This is a genomic window from Neochlamydia sp. AcF65, from assembly GCF_018342435.1.
In the GTDB taxonomy this organism is placed as follows: domain Bacteria; phylum Chlamydiota; class Chlamydiia; order Chlamydiales; family Parachlamydiaceae; genus Neochlamydia.
The window spans coordinates 74817-93928 of sequence record NZ_JAEMUE010000031.1 but is presented as its reverse complement, the minus strand read 5'-3'; the positions used below and the strand labels follow the sequence as shown (position 1 = coordinate 93928).

Here is a 19112-nt window from a genome sequence, read left to right as displayed (position 1 = left end):
GCCTTTAAAGTCTAAATCTAGAAACTTTTTCCTCTCATCCCTTATATAATACCAATCCTATTTTTTTGCTTGAGTCTTAAGAGTTCACTGCCCATACTGTAAAAATTGTTAAATAATATATAAGTTTAATATGTTAACTTCTCTTATTCGCAAATATTCTTCATTTACCTATTTAAATGTCACTCAATTTTTGGGGGCGCTTAATGATAATATTTATAAGCTATTGATTGTTTACTTCTTAATTGATCAAGAAGGGATTGAAAATGGACATAAAATTTTAGCTTTAACAGGAGCTATATTTGTACTGCCCTTTCTGCTATTTTCTGCCTTTTCAGGCGTATTAGCTGATCGCTGTAGTAAAAGAAATATTATCGCTTTCACTAAAATTTTAGAATTAATGGTTATGATGCTAGGTATCTTAGCTTTTTGGTATGAAAGCCGCTGGGGATCTTATCTTATTCTTTTTCTGATGGCTGCTCAAACTGCTTTATTCGGTCCCTCCAAATATGGAATTTTACCAGAATTAGTGCCGCATGATAAGATTTCTAAATCCAATGGGTTGATGGCCTCTTTTACTTTTTTGGCTATTATATCGGGTACGTTTTTTGCCTCTTTCCTAGTAGATATCACGGGAAGAAATTTCATTGTAGCGGCTATATTTTGCACGGTTATTGCTTTAGTAGGGGTGATTTCAAGCTTTTGTATTGAGTATACTCCTCCAGCAGGCTCTTTGAAGAAATACGATGCTCGATTCCTCTATGACATTTATAGCAACTTAAAGCTTGCTAGTTTGCATCCTTCCTTATTAATGGCAGTATGCGGCTCGGCTTTTTTTCTATTCTTAGGTGCTTTTGTTCAACTCAACATGATCCCCTTTGCCACCCAATCTCTCCATCTGACTGATATTCAAGGCGGCTATCTATTCCTTTTAACAGCATTAGGAATTGGCACGGGATCAGTAGTGGCTGGAAAGATATCTGGTAAAATGGTGGAATTAGGGCTAGTTCCTATTGCAGCCTTGGGAGTAGCTATTTGTTGTTTTATGATTGACTTGTTTTCTCACAATCTAGTGATGGTTATGGGTCTAGTGATTCTAGTAGGTTTTTTTGGAGGAATATATGAGATACCTTTAGATTCTTATGTGCAAGTTGCCAGCCCTAAGAAAAATAGAGGACAAATTGTGGCGGCCACCAACTTTTTAAGTTATATAGGCGTGCTGTGTGCTTCAATTATGTTATATTTGACAGAAGAAATGTTAAAATATAGTCCTGATAAAAGCTTTAGCATCATTGGAACCATTACCTTATTTATTACAGTGCTAATTGGCTATCAGTACTTCGATTACTTAGCGCGCTTTATTGGAATGATTCTTTCACGTTTGCATTTCCAAGTAAATTATTATGGTCTAGAAAACATTCCTGAGACTCCTACCATTTATGTTTGTTCTCATACCGCCTGGAATGACACCTTGCTGATGCTAGGCGCGCAGCGCAGGCGATTGCGTTTCTTTATTGAGCAAGAACAAGGGCATAGCAGTAAGTTTATGCGCCGGCTTTATCGTTTATTACGTGTCGTTTTTATCCCTGACATAGAGCCTTTAGAGAGAAATACAGCATGCTTAATGGCAATAAAAAAGACGCTGGACAAGGGAATCTCAGTATGTATTTTTGTAGAAAATGAAGCTATTGAAGAAGAGATCGAGAAGTTAAATCATTCTTATAGCTTTAGGAAAATTCTAGATGAAACCTATTATTCTATTGTTCCCGTCATTATTTCTAAAGGGATGAAAGATAAAAAGGCCCGTTGGTTTGTCTGGCTGATGGAAAAGTTTCGTGTTCCTGCTTCCATCGCTTTTAATACTAAAATACCAGGGGAACAGCCCATACCTGACGATTTTGAAGATGAACTTTGTTTAGTTACAGACTAAAATATATTAGTAGTAGTGGTCTTTAGACAGGTTTTGCAAGATTAATTCAAAATTCTATCTTTTTAAGTTTTATTCGATGCCCTATCAATCATTCTTTTCCACATTTTAATTCAAATTTTAGGTTGTTTGGCATGATTTAAAGCGGTTTATGCTCTAATTAATAGCTGCTAACATAATAAGAGCTTTTAGTCCAAAGCGAAGTGCGGCAGAAGCTAGACAAAATGCTACTTATACGCTTGATTACTTGAGAAAATTGCTAGGTAAAGTATTTGTCAAATAATTTTGATAAAAGCCTCCTGACTAGATTGTAGGCCGGTTGCATTTTTTACATCATGTTTGAGGCTGGCGACGTTAAAAAAATGGTTCTGGGAATAAGTGATTATTTTTTTTGCTGGAGCAAAGAGGCTGAATCGGCGGTTAGCTGGTACACACACACACCTGGTGATAAGGATATGAATTCGTTTGACTTGCTTTTTTAATTTTTTTATATTGCCTTTTAAAATAAAAATGCTGAAAAACCGTCACTACCCAAGGAGATAAAATGCATTCTATCTCTTCAGTCTCTATTGAAAGCTTGCCCAATGAATTGCTGTTCCCTATCTTAGAGGCTTGCGTAGCTCCTCCCTTATTTAGCGTCTGTAAAAGATGGAGCCACCTGTTAGCTACTGAAGTCATGCCTTCCCTTTATAAGCAAATAGGTAAAGTGCATGTTCCTCAAGGAAATGTTAAGGAGCAGGCTCTTATTGTAGATAGGATTTATAAGCTAGAAGATAGACCTTCAGAAATAGAAAAAGTCAAGGCAATCTTTAGGCAAGCCTTTGCTCTATCTAAATCTCTTGCTCCCGTAGAGTTAGAATTTAAATGGAAAACCCAGGAAAAGAGATATTATACGCTAGCTAATTATTCCTCTTATCTTATAAATATTAATCGCCTGCTAATGTGGAAAACACTGCCTGGTGGAACGGAATACTTAAGTCAAGAAAAAATCAAGTATTTACCTTTAGAAAAACAAGGGGAGCTTTTTAGAGATTGGATTGAAGAAAATTGTAAAAATACTACGGCTCTAGATTTATCTAGATTAGGCTTGACTTATTTACCCCCAGAAATATGCCAGTTATCTAAGCTGCAAGAGCTTGATTTAAGCCAAAACCAACTCACCAGCCTTCCTGCAGAAATCGGGCAATTGTCTCAGCTGCAAGGGCTTTACTTAAACCAAAACCAGCTCACCACTCTGCCTGCAGAAATCGGGCAATTGTCTCAGCTGCGATGTCTTTACTTAAATCAAAACCAGCTCACCAGCCTGCCTGCAGAAATCGGGCAATTGTCTCAGCTGCAATGGCTTAATTTAAGCCAAAACCAGCTTACCTGCCTGCCTGCAGGAACAGGGCAACTGTCTAATCTGCTACATCTTTACTTAAATCAAAACCAGCTCACCAGCCTGCCTGCAGAAATCGGGCAATTGTCTCAGCTGCAATGGCTTAATTTAAGCCAAAACCAGCTTACCAGTCTGCCTGCAGAAATCGGGCATTTGTCTCAGCTGCAAGAACTTGACTTAAATCGAAACCAGCTCACCAGCCCTCCTGCAGAGATAGGTCAGCTGTCTCAGCTGCGGGTGCTTTACTTAAATCAAAATCAGCTCACCTGTCTGCCTAAAGAAATTGGGCAATTGTCTCATCTGCAAGGGCTTGGATTGAATCAAAACCAGCTTGCCAGTATGCCTGAAGAAATCGGACAGCTGTCTGAGCTGGAATGGCTTTACTTAAATCAAAACCAACTCACCAACCTTCCTACAGAGATAGGGCAGCTGTCTCGGCTGCACAGGCTTGACTTAAATCAAGGCCAGCTCACCAGCCTTCCTGTAGAAATCGGGCGGTTGTCTCAACTGCAAGAACTTGACTTAAATCAAAACCAGCTCACCAGCCTGCCTGCAGAAATCGGGCGATTGTCTCGGCTGCAAAGGCTTTACTTAAATCAAAACCAGCTCACCACTCTGCCTGCAGAAATCGGGCGGTTGTCTCAGCTGTACACGCTTGAATTAAATCAAAACCAGCTCGCCAGCCTTCCTGTAGAAATCGGGCGGTTGTCTCAACTGCAAAGGCTTTACTTAAATCAAAACCAGCTCACCAGCCTTCCTGAAGAAATCGGGAGATTGTCTCGGCTGCAAAGGCTTTACTTAAATCAAAACCAACTCATCACTCTGCCTGAAGAAATCGGGCGGTTGTCTCAGCTGCAATGGCTTGACTTAAATCGAAACCAGCTTACCAACCTTCCTGTAGAAATCGGGTAAATATCTCGGCTGCAAAGGCTTGAATTAGCGGAAAATCCTTTGAAAGATATTGGAGAAGAAATAAGGCAACTTTTTCAATTGTAGAATGGCCATAAGTAATTTTTAATTGGGGTGAGCTAAAATGAAATAAAAACTTTTAGCCATCTTATCTTTAAACAAGTCATCTGCTTTCCTTCCCGCAACTAAGCAAGCTTAAGCTAATCTACACATTTATAATGACAAGAAGTTTCTCTCTTTTTCTGCAGATTCCTAGGCTGGGAGAACAACCTTTCTTGACAGGAAGAAACTAGGCGTATTGTATTCCATCATTCGTTTGAAGAATTAAAACATTGCACCCGAAAGAGCCATTTTCTCAAATAAGGCAAAAATCAATCTCATTCTTTTAGCCAAATCAAAATTGCCGCTTCACTTACTCTCCAAAACCTGTGGCTGCTCCTGAACGTTTGGAAGGCCCCCCCTTTCCTTAAATTTATCTGAAATAAAAGCGTGGTGGATTATCTTTGAGTTGTTTTTCCTTGATAAGGATACAAATTCGTTTGACTTGCTTTTTTAATTTTTTTTATATTGTCTTTAAAAAATAAAAATGCTGAAAAGTCCTCACTATCCAGGGAAATAAAATGCATCCTATCTCTTCGGCATCTATTGAAAGCTTACCCAATGAATTACTGCTCCCTATCTTAGAGGCTTGTGCAGTTCCTTCCTTATTTAGCGTCTGTAAAAGATGGCATCATCTGCTGGCTTCTGAAGTGATGCCTTCTCTTTATAAGCAAATAGGTAAAGTGCATGTTCCTCAAGGAAATGTTAAGGAACAGGCTCTTATTGTAGATAGGATTTATAAGCTAGAAGAAAAGCTTTCAGAAGCAGCAAAGGTAAATGCAATTTTTAGGCAAATCTTTACTCTAGCTAGTTCTTTTTCTCCTCTAGAGTTTAAATGGAAGTCTGAAGAAAAAAAATATTTTACTTTAGCTAACTACTCCTCTTATCTGCGGAGTATTAATCGCCTTTTAGTTTGGAAAAAACTTCCTGATGGGGAAGAATACTTGAGCCGAGAAGAAATCAAGCACTTGCCTCTAGAAAAAAAAGGAGAGCTTCTTAGAGATTGGATTGAAGAAAATTGTAAAGACTTAACTTTGCTAAGTTTATCTAAAGCAGGCTTGACTTATTTACCCCCAGAAATATGCCAGTTGTCTCAGCTGCAAATCCTTTACTTAAATCGAAACCAGCTCACCAGTCTGCCTGTAGAAATCGGTCAAATGTCCCAGCTGCAAACGCTTGAGTTAAATAAAAACCAGCTCACCACTCTGCCTGCAGAAATCGGGCAATTGTCTGAATTGGAATGCTTTTACTTAGGAGAAAACCAGCTCACCAGTCTGCCTGCAGAAATCAGTCAATTGTCTAAGCTGATACAGCTTTACTTAAATCAAAATCAGCTCACCAGCCTTCCTGCAGAGATCGGGCAATTGTCTAATCTGCGAGGGCTTTATTTAAATCAAAACCAACTCACCAGTCTGCCTGCAGAAATCGGGTGTTTGCCTCAGCTGCGATGGCTTTACTTAAATCAAAACCAGCTTACCAGCCTTCCTGCAGAAATCGGGCAGCTGTCTCAGCTTATCAAGCTTGAATTAGCAGAAAATCCTCTGAAGGATATCGCCGAAAAAATAAGGCAGCGTTTTCAATTGTAGAATAACAAGTACTTTTTAAATGGGGGTGAGCTAAAATGAAATAAAAACTTTTAGCCATCTTATCTTTAAACAAGTCATCCGCTTTCCTTCCCGCAACTAAGCAAGCTTAAGCTAACCTACAGATTTATAATGATAAGAAGTTTTTCTCTTTTTCTGCAGATTGCTAGGCTGGGAGAACAACCTTTCTTGACAGGAAGAAACTAGGCGTATTGTATTTCATCATTCAGTAGAAGAATTAAAACAAGGTGCCAAAAAGAGCCGCTTTTCTCAAATAAGGCAAAGAATCAATCTCATTCTTTTTAGACACACCAAAATTGCCGCGTCACTTAATCCCCAGGACCTGTGGCTGCTCCTAAATGCTTGGAAGGCCCCCGCCTTTTCCTTAAATCTATCTGAAATAAAAGCGTGGTGGATTATCTTTGAGTTGTTTTTCCTTGATAAGGATACGAATTGTTTTGACTTGCCTTTTTAATTTTTTTATATTGCCTTTAAAAATAAAAATGATAAAAGGCCATTACTATCCAAGGAAATAAAATGCATCCTATCTCTTCGGCATCTATTGAAAGCTTGCCCAATGAATTACTGCTGCCTATCCTAGAGGCTTGCGCAGTTCCTTCCTTATTTAGCGTCTGTAAAAGATGGCATCATCTGCTGGCTTCTGAGGTGATGCCTTCCCTTTATAAGCAAATAGGTAAAGTGCATGTTTCCCAAGGGGATAGTAACAAGCAGGCTTTTATTTTAGATAGGATTTATAAGCTAGAAAGTAGCCTCTCCGAAAAAGCAAAGGTAAATGCAATTTTTAGGCAAATCTTTACTCTAGCTAGTTCTCTTTCTCCTCTAGAGTTTAAATGGAAGTCTGAAGAAAAAAAATATTTTACTTTGGCTAACTACTTCTCTTATCTGCTGAATACTAATCGCCTTTTACTTTGGAAAAAACTTCCTGGTGGGGAAGAATACTTGAGCCGAGAAGAAATTAAGCACTTGCTTCTAGAGAAAAAAGGAGAGCTCTTTAGAGATTGGATTACAGAAAATTGTAAAAATACTACGGCTTTAGATTTATCTAGATTAGGCTTGACTTATTTACCCCCAGAAATATGCCAGTTATCTAAGCTGCGAGAGCTTGACTTAATAGAAAACCATCTTACCACTCTACCTGCAGAAATCGGGCAGCTATCTCAGTTGAGAAGGCTTGACTTAAATCAAAACCAGCTCATCGCTCTGCCTACAGAAATTGAGCAACTGTCTAAGCTACAAGGACTTTACTTAAACAAGAACCAGCTCATCAGTCTTCCTGCAGAAATCGGGCGGTTATCTCAGCTGCGCATACTTCACTTAAATCAAAACCAGCTCACCGCTCTGCCTGCAGAAATAGGCCAATTGTCTGAGTTGGGATGCCTTTACTTAGGAGAAAACCAGCTCACCAGTCTGCCTGCAGAGATGGGGCGTTTGTCTAAGCTGGAATTGCTTGATTTGAGCCAAAACCAACTCACCAGCCTGCCTGCAGAAATAGGTCAATTGTCCCAGCTGCAAGGGCTTGACTTAAATCAAAACCAGCTCACCAGTCTACCTGCAGAAATAGGCCAATTGTCTGAGTTGGAATGCCTTTACTTAAACAAGAACCAGCTCATCAGCCTTCCTGCAGAGATGGGGCGGTTGTCTAAGCTGCAATTGCTTGATTTAAGCCAAAACCAACTCACCAGTCTGCCTGCAGAAATCGGGCACTTATCTCAGCTTAACAATCTTGGATTAAAACAAAACCAGCTCACCAGTTTGCCTACAGAAATCGGGCAATTGTCTCAGCTTACCAAGCTTGAATTAACGGCAAATCCTTTGAAAGATATTGCAGAAGAAATAAGGCAGCGTTTTCTATTGTAGAATAGCCCTATGTATTTTTTAAATGGGGGTGAGCTAAAATGAAATAAAAAAAACTTTTAGCCATCTTATCTTTAAACAAGTCATCCGCTTTCCTTCCGGTAACTTAAGTAACTTAAGCTAACCTATATATTTATAATGACCAGAAGTTTCTCTCTTTTTCTGCAGATTGCTAGGCTGGGAGAACAACCTTTCTTGACAGGAAGAAGCTAGGCGTATTGTATTCCATCATTTGATAGAAGAATTAAAACATTGCGCCAAAAAGAGCCGTTTTTCTCAAATAAGGCAAAGAATCAATCTCATTCTTTTAACCGAACCACAATTGCCGCGTCACTTAATCCCCAGGACCTGTGGCTGCTCCTAAATGCTTGGAAGGCCCCCCCTTTCCTTAAATCTATCTGAAATAAAAGCGTGGTGGATTATCTTTGAGTTGTTTTTCCTTGATAAAGATACGAATTGGTTTGACTTGCTTTTTTAATTTTTTTATTCTGTCTTAAAAAAATAAAAATGATAAAAGGTCATCACTACCCAGGGAGATAAAATGCATCCTATCTCTTCGACATCTATTGAAAGTTTGCCCAATGAATTGCTGCTCCCTATCTTAGAGGCCTGCGCAGTTCCTTCCTTATTTAGCGTCTGTAAAAGATGGCATCATCTGCTGGCTTCTGAGGTGATGCCTTCCCTTTATAAGCAAATAGGTAAAGTACATGTTTCCCAAGAGGATATTAACAAGCAGGCTTTTATTTTAGATAGGATGTATAAGCTAGAAAGTAGCCTCTCCAAAAAAGCAAAGGTAAATGCAATTTTTAAGCAAATCTTTACTCTAGCTAGTTCTCTTTCTCCTCTAGAATTTAAATGGAAGACTGAAGAAAAAAAATATTTTACTTTAGCTAACTACTCCTCTTATCTGCTGAATATTAATCGCCTTTTACTTTGGGAAAAACTTCCTGGTGGGGAAGAATACTTGAGCCGAGAAGAAATTAAGCACTTGCCTCTAGAAAAAAAAGGAGAGCTACTTAGAGATTGGATTGAAGAAAATTGTAAAAACATCACGGCTTTAGATTTATCTAAAGCAGGCGTGACTTATTTACCCTCAGAAATCGGGCAGTTGTCTCAGCTGCAATTGCTTAGCTTAAGCCAAAACCAGCTCACCGCTCTGCCTGCAGAAATCGGGCAGCTGTCTCAGCTGTACGACCTTTTCTTAAACAACAACCAGCTCACCAGCCTTCCTGCAGAACTCGGGCAGCTGTCTCAGCTAAAAAACCTTCAATTAGATCAAAACCAGCTCACCAGCCTTCCTGCAGAACTCGGGCAACTGTCTGAGCTACAATGGCTTTACTTAAATCAAAACCAGCTCACCAGCCTGCCTGCAGAAATCGGGCAATTGTCTCAGCTGCAAGAGCTTATTTTAAATCAAAACCAGCTCACCAGCCTTCCTGGAGAAATTGGGCAGCTGCCTGAGCTACAATGGCTTTACTTAAAACAAAACCAACTCACCGCTCTGCCTGCAGAAATCGGGCGGCTGGCTAAGCTGCAATCGCTTAGCTTAAGCCAAAACCAGCTCACCGCTCTGCCTGCAGAAATCGGGCAACTGTCTCAACTTACCAGTCTTGAATTAGCGGCAAATCCTTTGAAAGATATTGCAGAAGAAATAAGGCAGCGTTTTCAATTGTAGAATGGCCATAACTACTTTTTAAATTGGGATGGGCTAAAATGAAATAAAAAAACTTTTAGCCATCTTATCTTTAAACAAGTCATCCGCTTTCCTTCCCGCAACTAAGTAAGCTTAAGCTAACCTACACATTTATAATGGCAAGAAGATTCTCTCTTTTTCTGCAGAGTGTTATGGCTGGGAAAGCAGAGCTGACGAACTAAAATTCTGATGGTTGTGATAGTATTACTTTGTTAAACTTGGGATGTATCAAAAAATAGCCTTCTAGATGAGCCATGAATAGCTTGGCAAGAAGGAGAAATAATAATGCAAAATAAGCTGTTAATCAATCTTCTTACTTGAGGCAGAGCATAGAGATTATTTTACCTTTTGCCTGGTATTTCAATACGGTTAAGAAGCTATAAGCCATAAAACGTAACATCAGATGATGATGGAGTCCTAGCCATGACTGTCCCTCAAAGTGATTTAATTCTAATTCCTCTTTCATCTGCTGATAGCCTTGCTCAATTCTATATCTTTCATAAATCTATTTACTATATTCTTGAGGAAGTATCTTTTGAGGCATTGGAAACATAGTATTTATATTGATCGTTTCCTAACTTTTCCATGATTAGCCATCTTTCAACTTCTGGCCTATAAAATGCCTCTGTGATCGTTTTTTAACCCGTATGGTCGTCATTTTATTATATTTCTTCGATTGAAGATTAAGTTTTACCTTTTGCCACTTACATCCTTCCTTTATCAATTTTTTTAGCCATTTCTTGGCAGAAGGAGGCTTAAAGCTTCTATCGGTAACTTTTGAGGCATTTTCTTGGTTGGCCTCTAATGTTCTGACTAGAATTTAAAGGAATATCTAGAGGCCAGAAGGCATGGTTTCCAGGAATTTGAGCCACAAAGGTTGACTGTCTTTTATCTAACTCTTCCAGTAAATCTCGTATTGCTTCATAATAAATTATTACACCATATTCTTTTGCTAGGGTCTTGTATTCTAAAAAGTAATGGGGAAGGTTTTTATTGGAAACCTCAAAATATTTGATAAGTCCTTGATAGGCCTCAAGCTCGTCTTGGTAATCTCTTAGATATACATCTTCATACTTAACCGGCCTTCGCGAACGCTCTACAAATATATTAGACTTCTTGAGTAATTAAATTTCAATTTCATAGTTGTAGATCATCGCAATAAGATTAAAGCGCAAACCAAGCCTTCTTCTTCGATTTCTGTATCTATCGCTTATGATTTTAAATCTTTTCAAACTCCCAATCACATTTTTGTTTATTACTCTTTCCGAAGATATTGCTTGGTTTTGCTTTTTTCTTCCTGAGTTAACGGTTTTCTCTTTCTAGATTTTTTTGGTAGCCTGGAGTTTCTTTGAAGTTTTTTTATACCTGTATATCCACTATCGGTTATCGCGCAGCGGTTATCAGTCCAGCGCACCTTACTTTCTTTAAACAACTTATAATCATGCTTTTTACCATTACTAAAGGCCGTACAAATAACTTTCCTACTCTTCTTATCGGCCACCACCTGACTTTTTAGGGTATGCCTTTTCTTTTTTCCTGAATAGAAATGCTTCTGCTTGTTGTTGCGATTCCTTATCTTTTTTTTCTTTAACTCTCCTCTTAGGTCGCTCTACAGGTGATTCTGATGCATCTATAAGCACTACTTCGTATTCACTATCCTTTTCCAGAAGAGCTTTCTTTCCAGGAAGCGAAAATTCCCCACTTTTAATTAATGTGTCTTCCACCCATCTACATGCTCGATAGCAACCACTTTCGCTCAATCTATAACTTCTACCTAAATGAAAATAAGTTCGATATTCTCTTAAATACTCCAACGCCATCAAAAGCTTGTCTTGGATACTTAGCCCGCCTCTTCTTCCTGCTCTTCTCTATCTTCTGTTTTGTGCTTCTACTAAAACCTCGACCATTCTTTCAAATGTTTCACGCTTTACCCCTGTCAGCCTTCTAAATTGTTCGGCAGGCAGCACTTTAAGCTCCTCATATTTCTCCATATCTTTTTCCTTAGTTTAAAGGATAAGAAAATAGCAAAAATTTAATTAAGCAAGAAGTCTATTATCTGTCGCCCTTCCTTTTCCATTCATGCTAAAAGCAATATTTTTCCTCTAGTAAAATCTACAACCCTAGTGCTTGTGATACGAGTAAATGGGTGATTTTTATTAGGTCACATAATTAAAGAAGTATTTAAAGCTTCATTAAGCCAGCTCTATTCTGCTTGTTTTACCCCTCCCCTGTATGTCGTGTATGTATAGAGGTCGGCTAATAGCCGCAATTTTGTAATCGATAGCTCTAAAAAACAGTTTAGATAGAGGAACTCAGAGTAGACATGCTTGCTTATAATGAAAATGCATTGTATGTTAAAAGGAATGTTTAGGAGCTCAAAAGATTAAGAATTCTAACCTTATAAATAAGAGGAGCATTTGCTATGAGTGAATTAATATCAGAGCAAGAAGGGCTTCTTCAAAAAGACTATGCCATTTATAGGAGGCCTAATAGCCATACAAGAATCCGTGGTATAGCAATTAATACTCTTCTGCATATTATTCCTTCCCTAGCCATCGTCCAATGAGAAAAACTTCCAAACCTTTTTTGATTCTTTTCGTCCTGCTTTTACTTACAATGAGTCTCCCCCTAACGACTTCTGAGTGGATGCGCGGAAGGGCTTTGGCTATTCTCTCTCCTATGTGGGAAGGCTTAAGTCATTTAAAAGGGCAAAAAAAGCAAGAATTAAAAAATCTAATGCCTATAGATTTACATGAAAATAGCATGCCTGAGATTCAAGAACCCTCTTACGATGCAGTAGCAGCTCGTATAATCTTTCGTTCTCTAGGAACCTGGAATAGTTCCTTGTGGATTAACGTGGGAGAGGAAACGAATGAAGTCTATGAAAGCCCTTTGGTGGCTAAGAACAGTCCTGTACTGGTCGGTGATTCAGTGGTAGGTGTAATAGATTATATGGGAAAAAGGCAATCACGTGTGAGGCTGATTACAGATTCGGGGCTTGTACCTTCGGTGCGTGTGGCCAGAGGTTATGAGCAGGGTAAAGCTATCGCAGAATATATTCCTGATCTAATTGCGTATATACATGCCCATGAAGAGTTGTTTGACAATGGGCGGGAAAAAATGCTAGCAGAAAATGTATTGCGCCATTTGCGTTCAAAGCTATTGGAAAAAAAGCATACCTGGTATTTAGCTAAAGGGGAAATTAGAGGACAGAGCCGTCCTATCTGGCGAACAGATGGCCATCTCCTTCGTGGGTCAGGTTTTAATTATGATTTCGAAGATGAGCAGGGGCCTGCACGCGATTTACGTTCTGGGGAGCCTATAGGTTCTTCACAAGAAAAAGCTATGCCTTTAATAAAGGTAAACGATCTTTTAGTGACTACAGGCATGGATGGAGTCTTTCCAGCTGGCCTTAAGGTAGCAATAGTGACAAAAGTAGATCTTTTAAGGGAAGGAGATTTCGCCTTCGAATTAGAGGCTAAACCCACGATAGGAAATTTAGATGACCTAACTTGGGTGTATGTTATAGCCCCATCAGAATTTAATGGAAAAGATCAGCCTAATTCACGCTAAATTTTTAATTTCCTTTTATCTTATCTTTTAAAATTACAATTTAAATGATAGCTTAAAACCCTTATTTTACTCACATCCTTGTGCACATTATTGAAGAAATTCTAAAGCCTGTGGCTTAATCCCTTTAGGAGAAAATTGGGTTTATCTATCGATAATTAGACTGATATTAAGATGAATTAATAAGGTAAAAGAAGGGTTTTAGGGCATCCTCTTTTATAGTCTTATAAATAACTTAGTCTGCCTACCCACCCCTCTGAGGCATATATTTGTATTTAACAAAAAGAATTTTATAAAATACGGGGCTGCATAAGGAGTTGCTCAAAAGTGTATTAACTTGGTTTTAGAAAGAAAGAGGTGAGGATAAGCTTCTCTTATGCTAGCTTATTTTTAGACTGCTGGTCACTTTTTTTACAAGGATTAAGATTTAAGGCTTTCTCTTCTTAATCAGCGTGGCTACTTGGCTTGCTTGAATAAGTTTTCTATATTTTTTTCATATTTTTTTTTCAGTTCAATGACTTATAATTTTTCTTATCTCCTTCAATCAAAAAAATCATTTAGGCCCCATATTTTTTCTACATTATTTAATAAAATTTTTCTATACCATCTTGCTTTAGTAAATTATTAAAACACTAGGTGTATTATGCAAATAAATCTATCATCTAAAGCATGCCGATTTATTGATCATAAGGCCGATTACGTGCCTATCATAAGTACTGTGACTAATTTAGTTTGTATCTTTCAAAAAGTTTTTATCATACCCCTTAAGCAAGAAAAGAATATTTCTAAAAGTCCTTACTATTCCTACCTTAACCGAAAAAGTTTTGAACGGTGTATAATTTTATTAATTCCTGTATTAGGAAATATCCTTGTAGGAATTGGGGACTTTGCTTGTAAAAGAGAGAATGATAAAGACGCTTTGCCAAAGCCGGCCAAGTACTATGGCCGCATATCTAAGCATGAGGAGGGCCCACCTTCTAGAGGCGATAAAAGAATATTTCCTCTTACTCTTAAAAAAGAGGGAGTAGAGCTGAAAAATTTTAAAGAAAAGCTTCAAATTAGTGCCCAGAAAAAAGTGAATACAATTAGGGATGCTAGTAAAGATCATCAGAACGATAAGGAAGATGTCCTTGCGGCTATTCAGCATGATGACTTAGCAATGCAGCAGACTTGCCAAGATTTCCAGGATGCTAAAAAAGTTGTATTTGCCGCTGTTCAGCATGATGGCTTAGCCCTACAGCATGCTAGCCAAGCGCTGCAGAATAATAAAGAAATCGTTCTTGCCGCTGTTCAACATAATGGCTTAGCTTTGCAGTATGCTAGCCGAGAGCTTCAAAATGATAAAGAAGTTATTTTTGCAGCTGTCCAGCATGGTGGCTTAGCCCTGCAGTATGCTAACCAAGCGCTGCAGAATAATAAAGAAGTCGTTCTTGCCGCTGTTCAACATGATGGCTTAGCCTTGCAGTATGCCAGCCAAGAGCTTCGAAATGATAAAGAAATTGTTCTTGCAGCTGTCCAGCATGGTGGCTTAGCCCTGCAGTATGCCAGCTCAGAGCTTCAAAATGATAAAGAAGTCGTTCTTGCAGCTGTCCGACATACTGGTTTAGCTTTGCAGTATGCCAGCCTAGAGCTTCGAAATAATAAAGAAGTCCTTCTTGCGGCTGTTCAGCAAGACTGCTTGGCTCTTAGATACGCTAGCCAAGAGCTTCAAAATGATAAAGAAGTCGTTCTTGCTGCTGTCCAGCAAGCACCATGGGGGCTTAAGTATGTTAGCAAAAAACTTCAGAATGAAAGAGAAATCGTTCTAGCTGCCGTGCAGAAATTTGGTTTGTCGTTTAGGTATGCTAGTCAAGAGCTTCAAAATGATAGAGAAATCCTTCTTGTCGCCGTCCGGAGAAGAGGCTCTGCACTTATGTATGCTAGCAAAGCTTTGCAGAACGATAGGGAAATTGTTCTTGCAGCTATCCAGCAAGATGGTTTGGCGCTTAGGTATGCTAGCGAAGAGCTTCAGAATAATCCCGAACTTGTTGACCTGAGTTTCAAGTTTTTTAGGCAGCAATCATAAGACTTGCTTCTGGGCTACGAAACTTTAAAGAGGGCTTTTTTGGCTGGGATAATAGCTGCTACTCTTAGCATTATATTGGCTAAAAAATTTGCTACGCTTCTTAATCTGAGTGGATAGGCAATTTAAGAGCTGTTTTTTAGTTACTCGTTTACAGGTTCGATTATAAATCTTTTTCTCCATGAAATTTTGTCTTAAAAGGACGTCAATTCTCGCTTTATATGCGATCGTATACATGTCAATGACTCTAACGCGCTTAATTAGCTTTTGCCTTAACTTAAAGGAAAGATAACCTTTATCGCTAGACAGCTTTCCCATCAGGTTTTTTAGCAAAATGCCAGCCATAAAAACATTGAAAATATTATCAAAGTTGGGCTGAAAAAGTTAAAATCTCTCCCTTACCATTGATAATCAGGTAATATTTGAAACTTTGAAAGCCATCCTGAAGTGGTTTTTCCTCTTTTAGCTTCCCCTTTAATAACCTTATCTCTTGTAATTCTTTGTTTATGACCAACGGCAATAGAGGTAGAGCCAATAAGGCAATCTTGGTGAGCTTTTTCTTTTTAGAAAAGCAATTTTTTGGAGGTCTTTATCCTTTTCTTTCCATTTAATTAAAAGCTTTCTGGGTAGGCATAATGCGATTTTGAATTAAGTTTAGTTGAGCTTCAGCTCTTCTAAAATCTTCTTGTATTATTAAATTCTTCAATTCCTTAAAACTTGCATGAATCTCACATTTTAACTCATCAGATAAGTTAGGCAATAAGCTTAAATAAGTGGGGAGAGATTCATCAATAAAAGGCATCAATTCTTTTTTTATCCAATATTTAGAATGAAAATTAAGGTGCCTTATAATCTCCTGACAAGCAAATAAAAGATCTTGGACGTGCATACTTGCTGTGAGTAAATCTGTTTGATTGGATGAAGATTCTACAAATTTCGCTCTCCAAATATCAAGTTGCAGAGGCGATTGCTGAAATTGATCCAAAACAAGAGCAGCATTTTCTTTCGGCTCCTTCAATATGCACGCTTGAAATGTAGCAATTCTTTTATCTAAATAAGTAGTAAAGTCACGCCGAACAATTGGAAATCTAGAATCTGTGCTATGGGTAATAGCTTGGCGGCGGGCATTTTCTAGCCATTTATAAATTACGGAAGATTTTAGACTGGTTTCCTTAAGATAACAGTTGATTATGTCCAAATGATCAAGATTAAACTCCTCATTTAGAGTGTTTTTCATTTTATTTAGTAATTCTAGCTGGGATTGTAGCGTGTTCAGGTTTTTTATTAGCCTTTAATTTTATTAATTGAAAAAAGTTTGAAGGGTATCCCTTTACTAGGGGGAAAGAAACTTAATGAAAACACATAAAATTAAAAAAGAGGCTGCTGTTTTCTTATTCCTTGAAGCTTTTTATCTAAAACTTTGCCTTTAGCCGTTTAAAATAAATTAAGCAGGTAGCCAGAGAAGAGCGCCGAGGTTAGCAAGTAAAAGCTTTATGGTTAGCCTCTCACCAGATGGTAAGTTTCTAGAGCAATGATCAATAATGTGAATGCTAATAAAGCTAATAACAAAGGTTTGCCACCTCTCACCTGTTCTTGCAAGGGTAGATGAAATCTGTAGCGACCGAGCCAGACCATGCCAATAGGGAGCAGTCCATTAAGGATGGCCTCCCCAAAGCCGCCCGCAATTCCTAAAGCCTCTAAAAATATTCCGGGATAGCTGCCAGCAAAGATAGCAGGAGGGATAAAAACTATTAAGCAAAGAAGTATACGCGTCCATCCTTGGCTTTTTGCCGCTATTCCATCGGCTAAAAAATCTACCATAGAAAGAGAGACTCCTAAAAAAGAGGTAATCAGAGCAAAATATCCAAAGTAGGTAGCTAAAAAGCCAATCCAAGGGTGTCCTGTAATGGTATGGAGAAGTTGAGTAACAGGGATTCCTTCAGAGACCGCCTTAGCTATTTGCGATTCAGGAATTGTTCCAATAATCATCCATTGCCATAAGGTATAGATAATAAAGGGGAGGCTAGTGCCTATTACAATAGCCCTTCGTAGTTGTTGCACATTACGGTGCATAAGGGTGGTTAAAGAAGGTATAATATTATGGTAGCCATAGGCGCTAAAAAGGGTAGGCATTGCTAATAAAAATGCGTTCCAATTTCTTCGAGTAAGGAAGGTTATTTGTACTTCGGTACTTCCTAATCCTATGAGCAAAAAGTAAGAGAAAACAAGCGCTATCATAAGAATTAAATTTACCCGGTCTATGACTTGCGAGCCTAAGAAAACAATGAAACCAAAAAGGCTAGCAAAGGCTATGTAGCCTTTATAGCCTGTGAGATGAAAGCCTAAGCTTTCGACTTGGGAGATGAAAAGAGGAGTACCGCCAGCAATGTAGGAGACCTCCAAGCAATAATAAAGAAAGAGAAAAGCTGCGCCTGCTATCCACTTACCACAAGGTCCAAAAAAGCGTGCCGCCATAGATAATACGTTCGCCTCCTCTTTCATCCAGAGCGTGGCTTCTAAAAAAAGCAAGCCAGTGATTAGCATAAATATCCAACAGATCAGATTCACTGCCATAGCTGGTAAAAATCCTGAAAAGCCAGTCACAACAGGTAGGGCAAGCATGCCTGCACCGATACAAGTACCTGAAACAAGTAATATTCCACTAAGAGTGCTGAATTTGTTATGTAGGGTAGGCATAGAAATTTAATTATCCTAGGGTTGGTACGCAGGAAAAGAGATGTTAAAAATTGCTTTAAGGCAGAAAATTATCAAAAAAACAGATAAAAACAAAATGTTTTTGCAAATTAGAGGGTTTTAAGCTTAAATTAGCATTTTTTAGGAAATAGGATGAAATTTGTTGGATTGAGAGTTAATGTGGTTTAATCTGTTTCTTTTTCTTTAGGTAAAAATCCCCATGAAAGAGAGATGGAAGGCTAAAAATTCTAACTCCTCACACATTAAATGAATTTAAGGAAGGTAGTTCAAAGGTTATGAAATCAGTGGGCGTAGTTGTTCTAACATTAAATGCTGAAAAGCATCTGGTACGCTGTCTTAGTCCTATCATGCAGTCTTCGCTAAGCCCAAAAATCCTGGTAGTAGATTCGTCATCGAAGGATCAAACTAGGTCGCTTGCTTATTCATTAGGTGTAGAAGTTTTATCAATCCCACAAGCAACTTTCAACCATGGTAAAACCCGCGAGCTAGCAAGGAAACACCTAGGCACCGACTTGGTAGTCATGTTAACCCCTGATGCCTATGCGGTAAATCCGCAAGTTTTGGAAAAATTGATTGAACCCATTCTACAGGGTAAAGCATCGATCGCCTACGCTAGGCAAATTCCCCATGAAGGAGCCGATTTTTTTGAATCTTTTCCTCGTTATTACAATTATCCGGTTCGAAGTGAAATTCGAAGTATTGCTGATAGACGCCGTTATGGCTCCTATACATTTTTTTGTTCCGATTCATGCGCTGCGTACTTAAACAGCGCTTTAGATGAAATTAAGGGCTTTCATCCTGTTCTTTTAGGGGAAGATACTTTAGCGACTGCTCAGCTTTTAAAAATAGGACATAAAATTGCTTATGTAGCAGAGGCGGAAGTGAGGCACTCTCATCGCTATAGTTTACGCCAAGAATTCTGCCGATATTTTGATACCGGATTAATGCGAAAAAAATATGAAAATATTTTAAATTGTGCGGAAGGCGACCAAATGAGAGGGAATCACTATGCTACATGCATGCTCAAGCAGCTGTATCAAGAAAAACCTTTATTGCTGCCTTATGCTTTAATGCATATAGGTGCTAAATGGGCAGGATATCGCTTAGGGCAGGCTAGCATTAATGCTCCCCTGTGGTGGAAAAAAGCTTTAAGTAGCCAAAAGTATTACTGGAAAAAAATTACTACCTCTTAAAATGCAATAGGTTTAACATCATTATACTGCCTTGTTATTCCCTCCAAAAAAGCTGTTGTAGATTCTATTATCTGTATTTAAAGCTATAATGCAATTTTAAGAGACATAAAT

General features: G+C 38.4%; 13 protein-coding genes and 1 pseudogene. 10 read left to right on the top strand and 4 right to left on the bottom strand.

Features of this window, described 5'->3' with window-relative positions; all coding sequences use genetic code 11:
• Positions 1–130: 130 nt before the first annotated feature.
• The 6 genes from NEOC65_RS03130 (at position 131) to NEOC65_RS09700 (ending at position 10016) form a co-directional block, all read left to right on the top strand.
• Entirely contained in the window at positions 131–1927 is a 1797-nt protein-coding gene (locus NEOC65_RS03130; RefSeq protein ID WP_213152330.1) for an MFS transporter, read from the top strand.
• Between the two features lie 541 nt (positions 1928–2468).
• Positions 2469–4214, top strand: coding sequence for a leucine-rich repeat domain-containing protein (locus tag NEOC65_RS03125; RefSeq protein WP_213155691.1), 1746 nt, complete (start codon positions 2469–2471; stop codon positions 4212–4214).
• Positions 4215–4831: 617 nt separating this feature from the next.
• Complete coding sequence (locus NEOC65_RS03120) at positions 4832–5896, top strand: leucine-rich repeat domain-containing protein (protein ID WP_213155690.1); 1065 nt, start codon at positions 4832–4834, stop codon at positions 5894–5896.
• A 534-nt stretch (positions 5897–6430) separates the two neighbouring features.
• Positions 6431–7771, top strand: coding sequence for a leucine-rich repeat domain-containing protein (locus NEOC65_RS03115; RefSeq protein ID WP_213155689.1), 1341 nt, complete (start codon positions 6431–6433; stop codon positions 7769–7771).
• Positions 7772–8309: 538 nt separating this feature from the next.
• Entirely contained in the window at positions 8310–9443 is a 1134-nt protein-coding gene (locus tag NEOC65_RS03110; protein ID WP_213155688.1) for a leucine-rich repeat domain-containing protein, read from the top strand.
• Between the two features lie 441 nt (positions 9444–9884).
• Positions 9885–10016 (top strand): hypothetical protein, encoded by a 132-nt coding sequence (locus tag NEOC65_RS09700; protein WP_283248271.1) that lies wholly within the window; start codon positions 9885–9887, stop codon positions 10014–10016.
• A 569-nt stretch (positions 10017–10585) separates the two neighbouring features.
• Here NEOC65_RS09700 and NEOC65_RS03105 read toward each other — a convergent pair.
• A pseudogene (locus NEOC65_RS03105) lies at positions 10586–11452 on the bottom strand (IS5 family transposase).
• Positions 11453–11883: 431 nt separating this feature from the next.
• Between NEOC65_RS03105 and NEOC65_RS03100 the strand changes: the two are divergent.
• The 3 genes from NEOC65_RS03100 (at position 11884) to NEOC65_RS03090 (ending at position 15096) form a co-directional block, all read left to right on the top strand.
• Complete coding sequence (locus NEOC65_RS03100) at positions 11884–12027, top strand: hypothetical protein (protein ID WP_213151507.1); 144 nt, start codon at positions 11884–11886, stop codon at positions 12025–12027.
• Positions 12028–12077: 50 nt separating this feature from the next.
• Entirely contained in the window at positions 12078–13034 is a 957-nt protein-coding gene (locus tag NEOC65_RS03095; protein ID WP_213155687.1) for a rod shape-determining protein MreC, read from the top strand.
• Between the two features lie 640 nt (positions 13035–13674).
• Entirely contained in the window at positions 13675–15096 is a 1422-nt protein-coding gene (locus NEOC65_RS03090) for a DUF4116 domain-containing protein (protein WP_213155686.1), read from the top strand.
• 395 nt (positions 15097–15491) lie between these two features.
• Here NEOC65_RS03090 and NEOC65_RS09930 read toward each other — a convergent pair whose 3' ends face one another.
• The 3 genes from NEOC65_RS09930 to NEOC65_RS03075 all read right to left on the bottom strand — a co-directional run bounded on the left by NEOC65_RS09930 (position 15492) and on the right by NEOC65_RS03075 (position 17790).
• The gene (locus tag NEOC65_RS09930) at positions 15492–15629 is read right to left on the bottom strand and encodes a transposase (RefSeq protein ID WP_213155705.1); all 138 of its coding nucleotides are present in this window, start codon (positions 15627–15629) and stop codon (positions 15492–15494) included.
• Positions 15630–15700: 71 nt separating this feature from the next.
• The gene (locus NEOC65_RS03080; protein ID WP_213155685.1) at positions 15701–16330 is read right to left on the bottom strand and encodes a hypothetical protein; all 630 of its coding nucleotides are present in this window, start codon (positions 16328–16330) and stop codon (positions 15701–15703) included.
• A gap of 260 nt (positions 16331–16590) precedes the next feature.
• The gene (locus NEOC65_RS03075; RefSeq protein WP_213155684.1) at positions 16591–17790 is read right to left on the bottom strand and encodes an amino acid permease; all 1200 of its coding nucleotides are present in this window, start codon (positions 17788–17790) and stop codon (positions 16591–16593) included.
• Positions 17791–18083: 293 nt separating this feature from the next.
• Here NEOC65_RS03075 and NEOC65_RS03070 point away from each other — a divergent pair, with 293 nt between their 5' ends.
• On the top strand, positions 18084–19001 hold the full coding sequence (locus tag NEOC65_RS03070) for a glycosyltransferase family 2 protein (protein ID WP_213151502.1): 918 nt from the start codon (positions 18084–18086) through the stop codon (positions 18999–19001).
• Positions 19002–19112 lie beyond the last annotated feature (111 nt).

Excerpts from the sequence above, each read along its gene's own strand:
- NEOC65_RS09700 (WP_283248271.1), top strand. The coding sequence starts at position 9,885 with ATGACTGTCCCTCAAAGTGATTTAATTCTAATTCCTCTTTCATCTGCT.
- NEOC65_RS03130 (WP_213152330.1), top strand. The coding sequence starts at position 131 with ATGTTAACTTCTCTTATTCGCAAATATTCTTCATTTACCTATTTAAAT.
- NEOC65_RS03125 (WP_213155691.1), top strand. The coding sequence starts at position 2,469 with ATGCATTCTATCTCTTCAGTCTCTATTGAAAGCTTGCCCAATGAATTG.
- NEOC65_RS03115 (WP_213155689.1), top strand. The coding sequence starts at position 6,431 with ATGCATCCTATCTCTTCGGCATCTATTGAAAGCTTGCCCAATGAATTA.
- NEOC65_RS03095 (WP_213155687.1), top strand. The coding sequence starts at position 12,078 with ATGAGTCTCCCCCTAACGACTTCTGAGTGGATGCGCGGAAGGGCTTTG.
- NEOC65_RS03100 (WP_213151507.1), top strand. The coding sequence starts at position 11,884 with ATGAGTGAATTAATATCAGAGCAAGAAGGGCTTCTTCAAAAAGACTAT.
- NEOC65_RS03080 (WP_213155685.1), bottom strand. The coding sequence starts at position 16,330 with ATGAAAAACACTCTAAATGAGGAGTTTAATCTTGATCATTTGGACATA.
- NEOC65_RS03075 (WP_213155684.1), bottom strand. The coding sequence starts at position 17,790 with ATGCCTACCCTACATAACAAATTCAGCACTCTTAGTGGAATATTACTT.
- NEOC65_RS03110 (WP_213155688.1), top strand. The coding sequence starts at position 8,310 with ATGCATCCTATCTCTTCGACATCTATTGAAAGTTTGCCCAATGAATTG.
- NEOC65_RS03070 (WP_213151502.1), top strand. The coding sequence starts at position 18,084 with ATGAAATCAGTGGGCGTAGTTGTTCTAACATTAAATGCTGAAAAGCAT.
- NEOC65_RS03120 (WP_213155690.1), top strand. The coding sequence starts at position 4,832 with ATGCATCCTATCTCTTCGGCATCTATTGAAAGCTTACCCAATGAATTA.
- NEOC65_RS03090 (WP_213155686.1), top strand. The coding sequence starts at position 13,675 with ATGCAAATAAATCTATCATCTAAAGCATGCCGATTTATTGATCATAAG.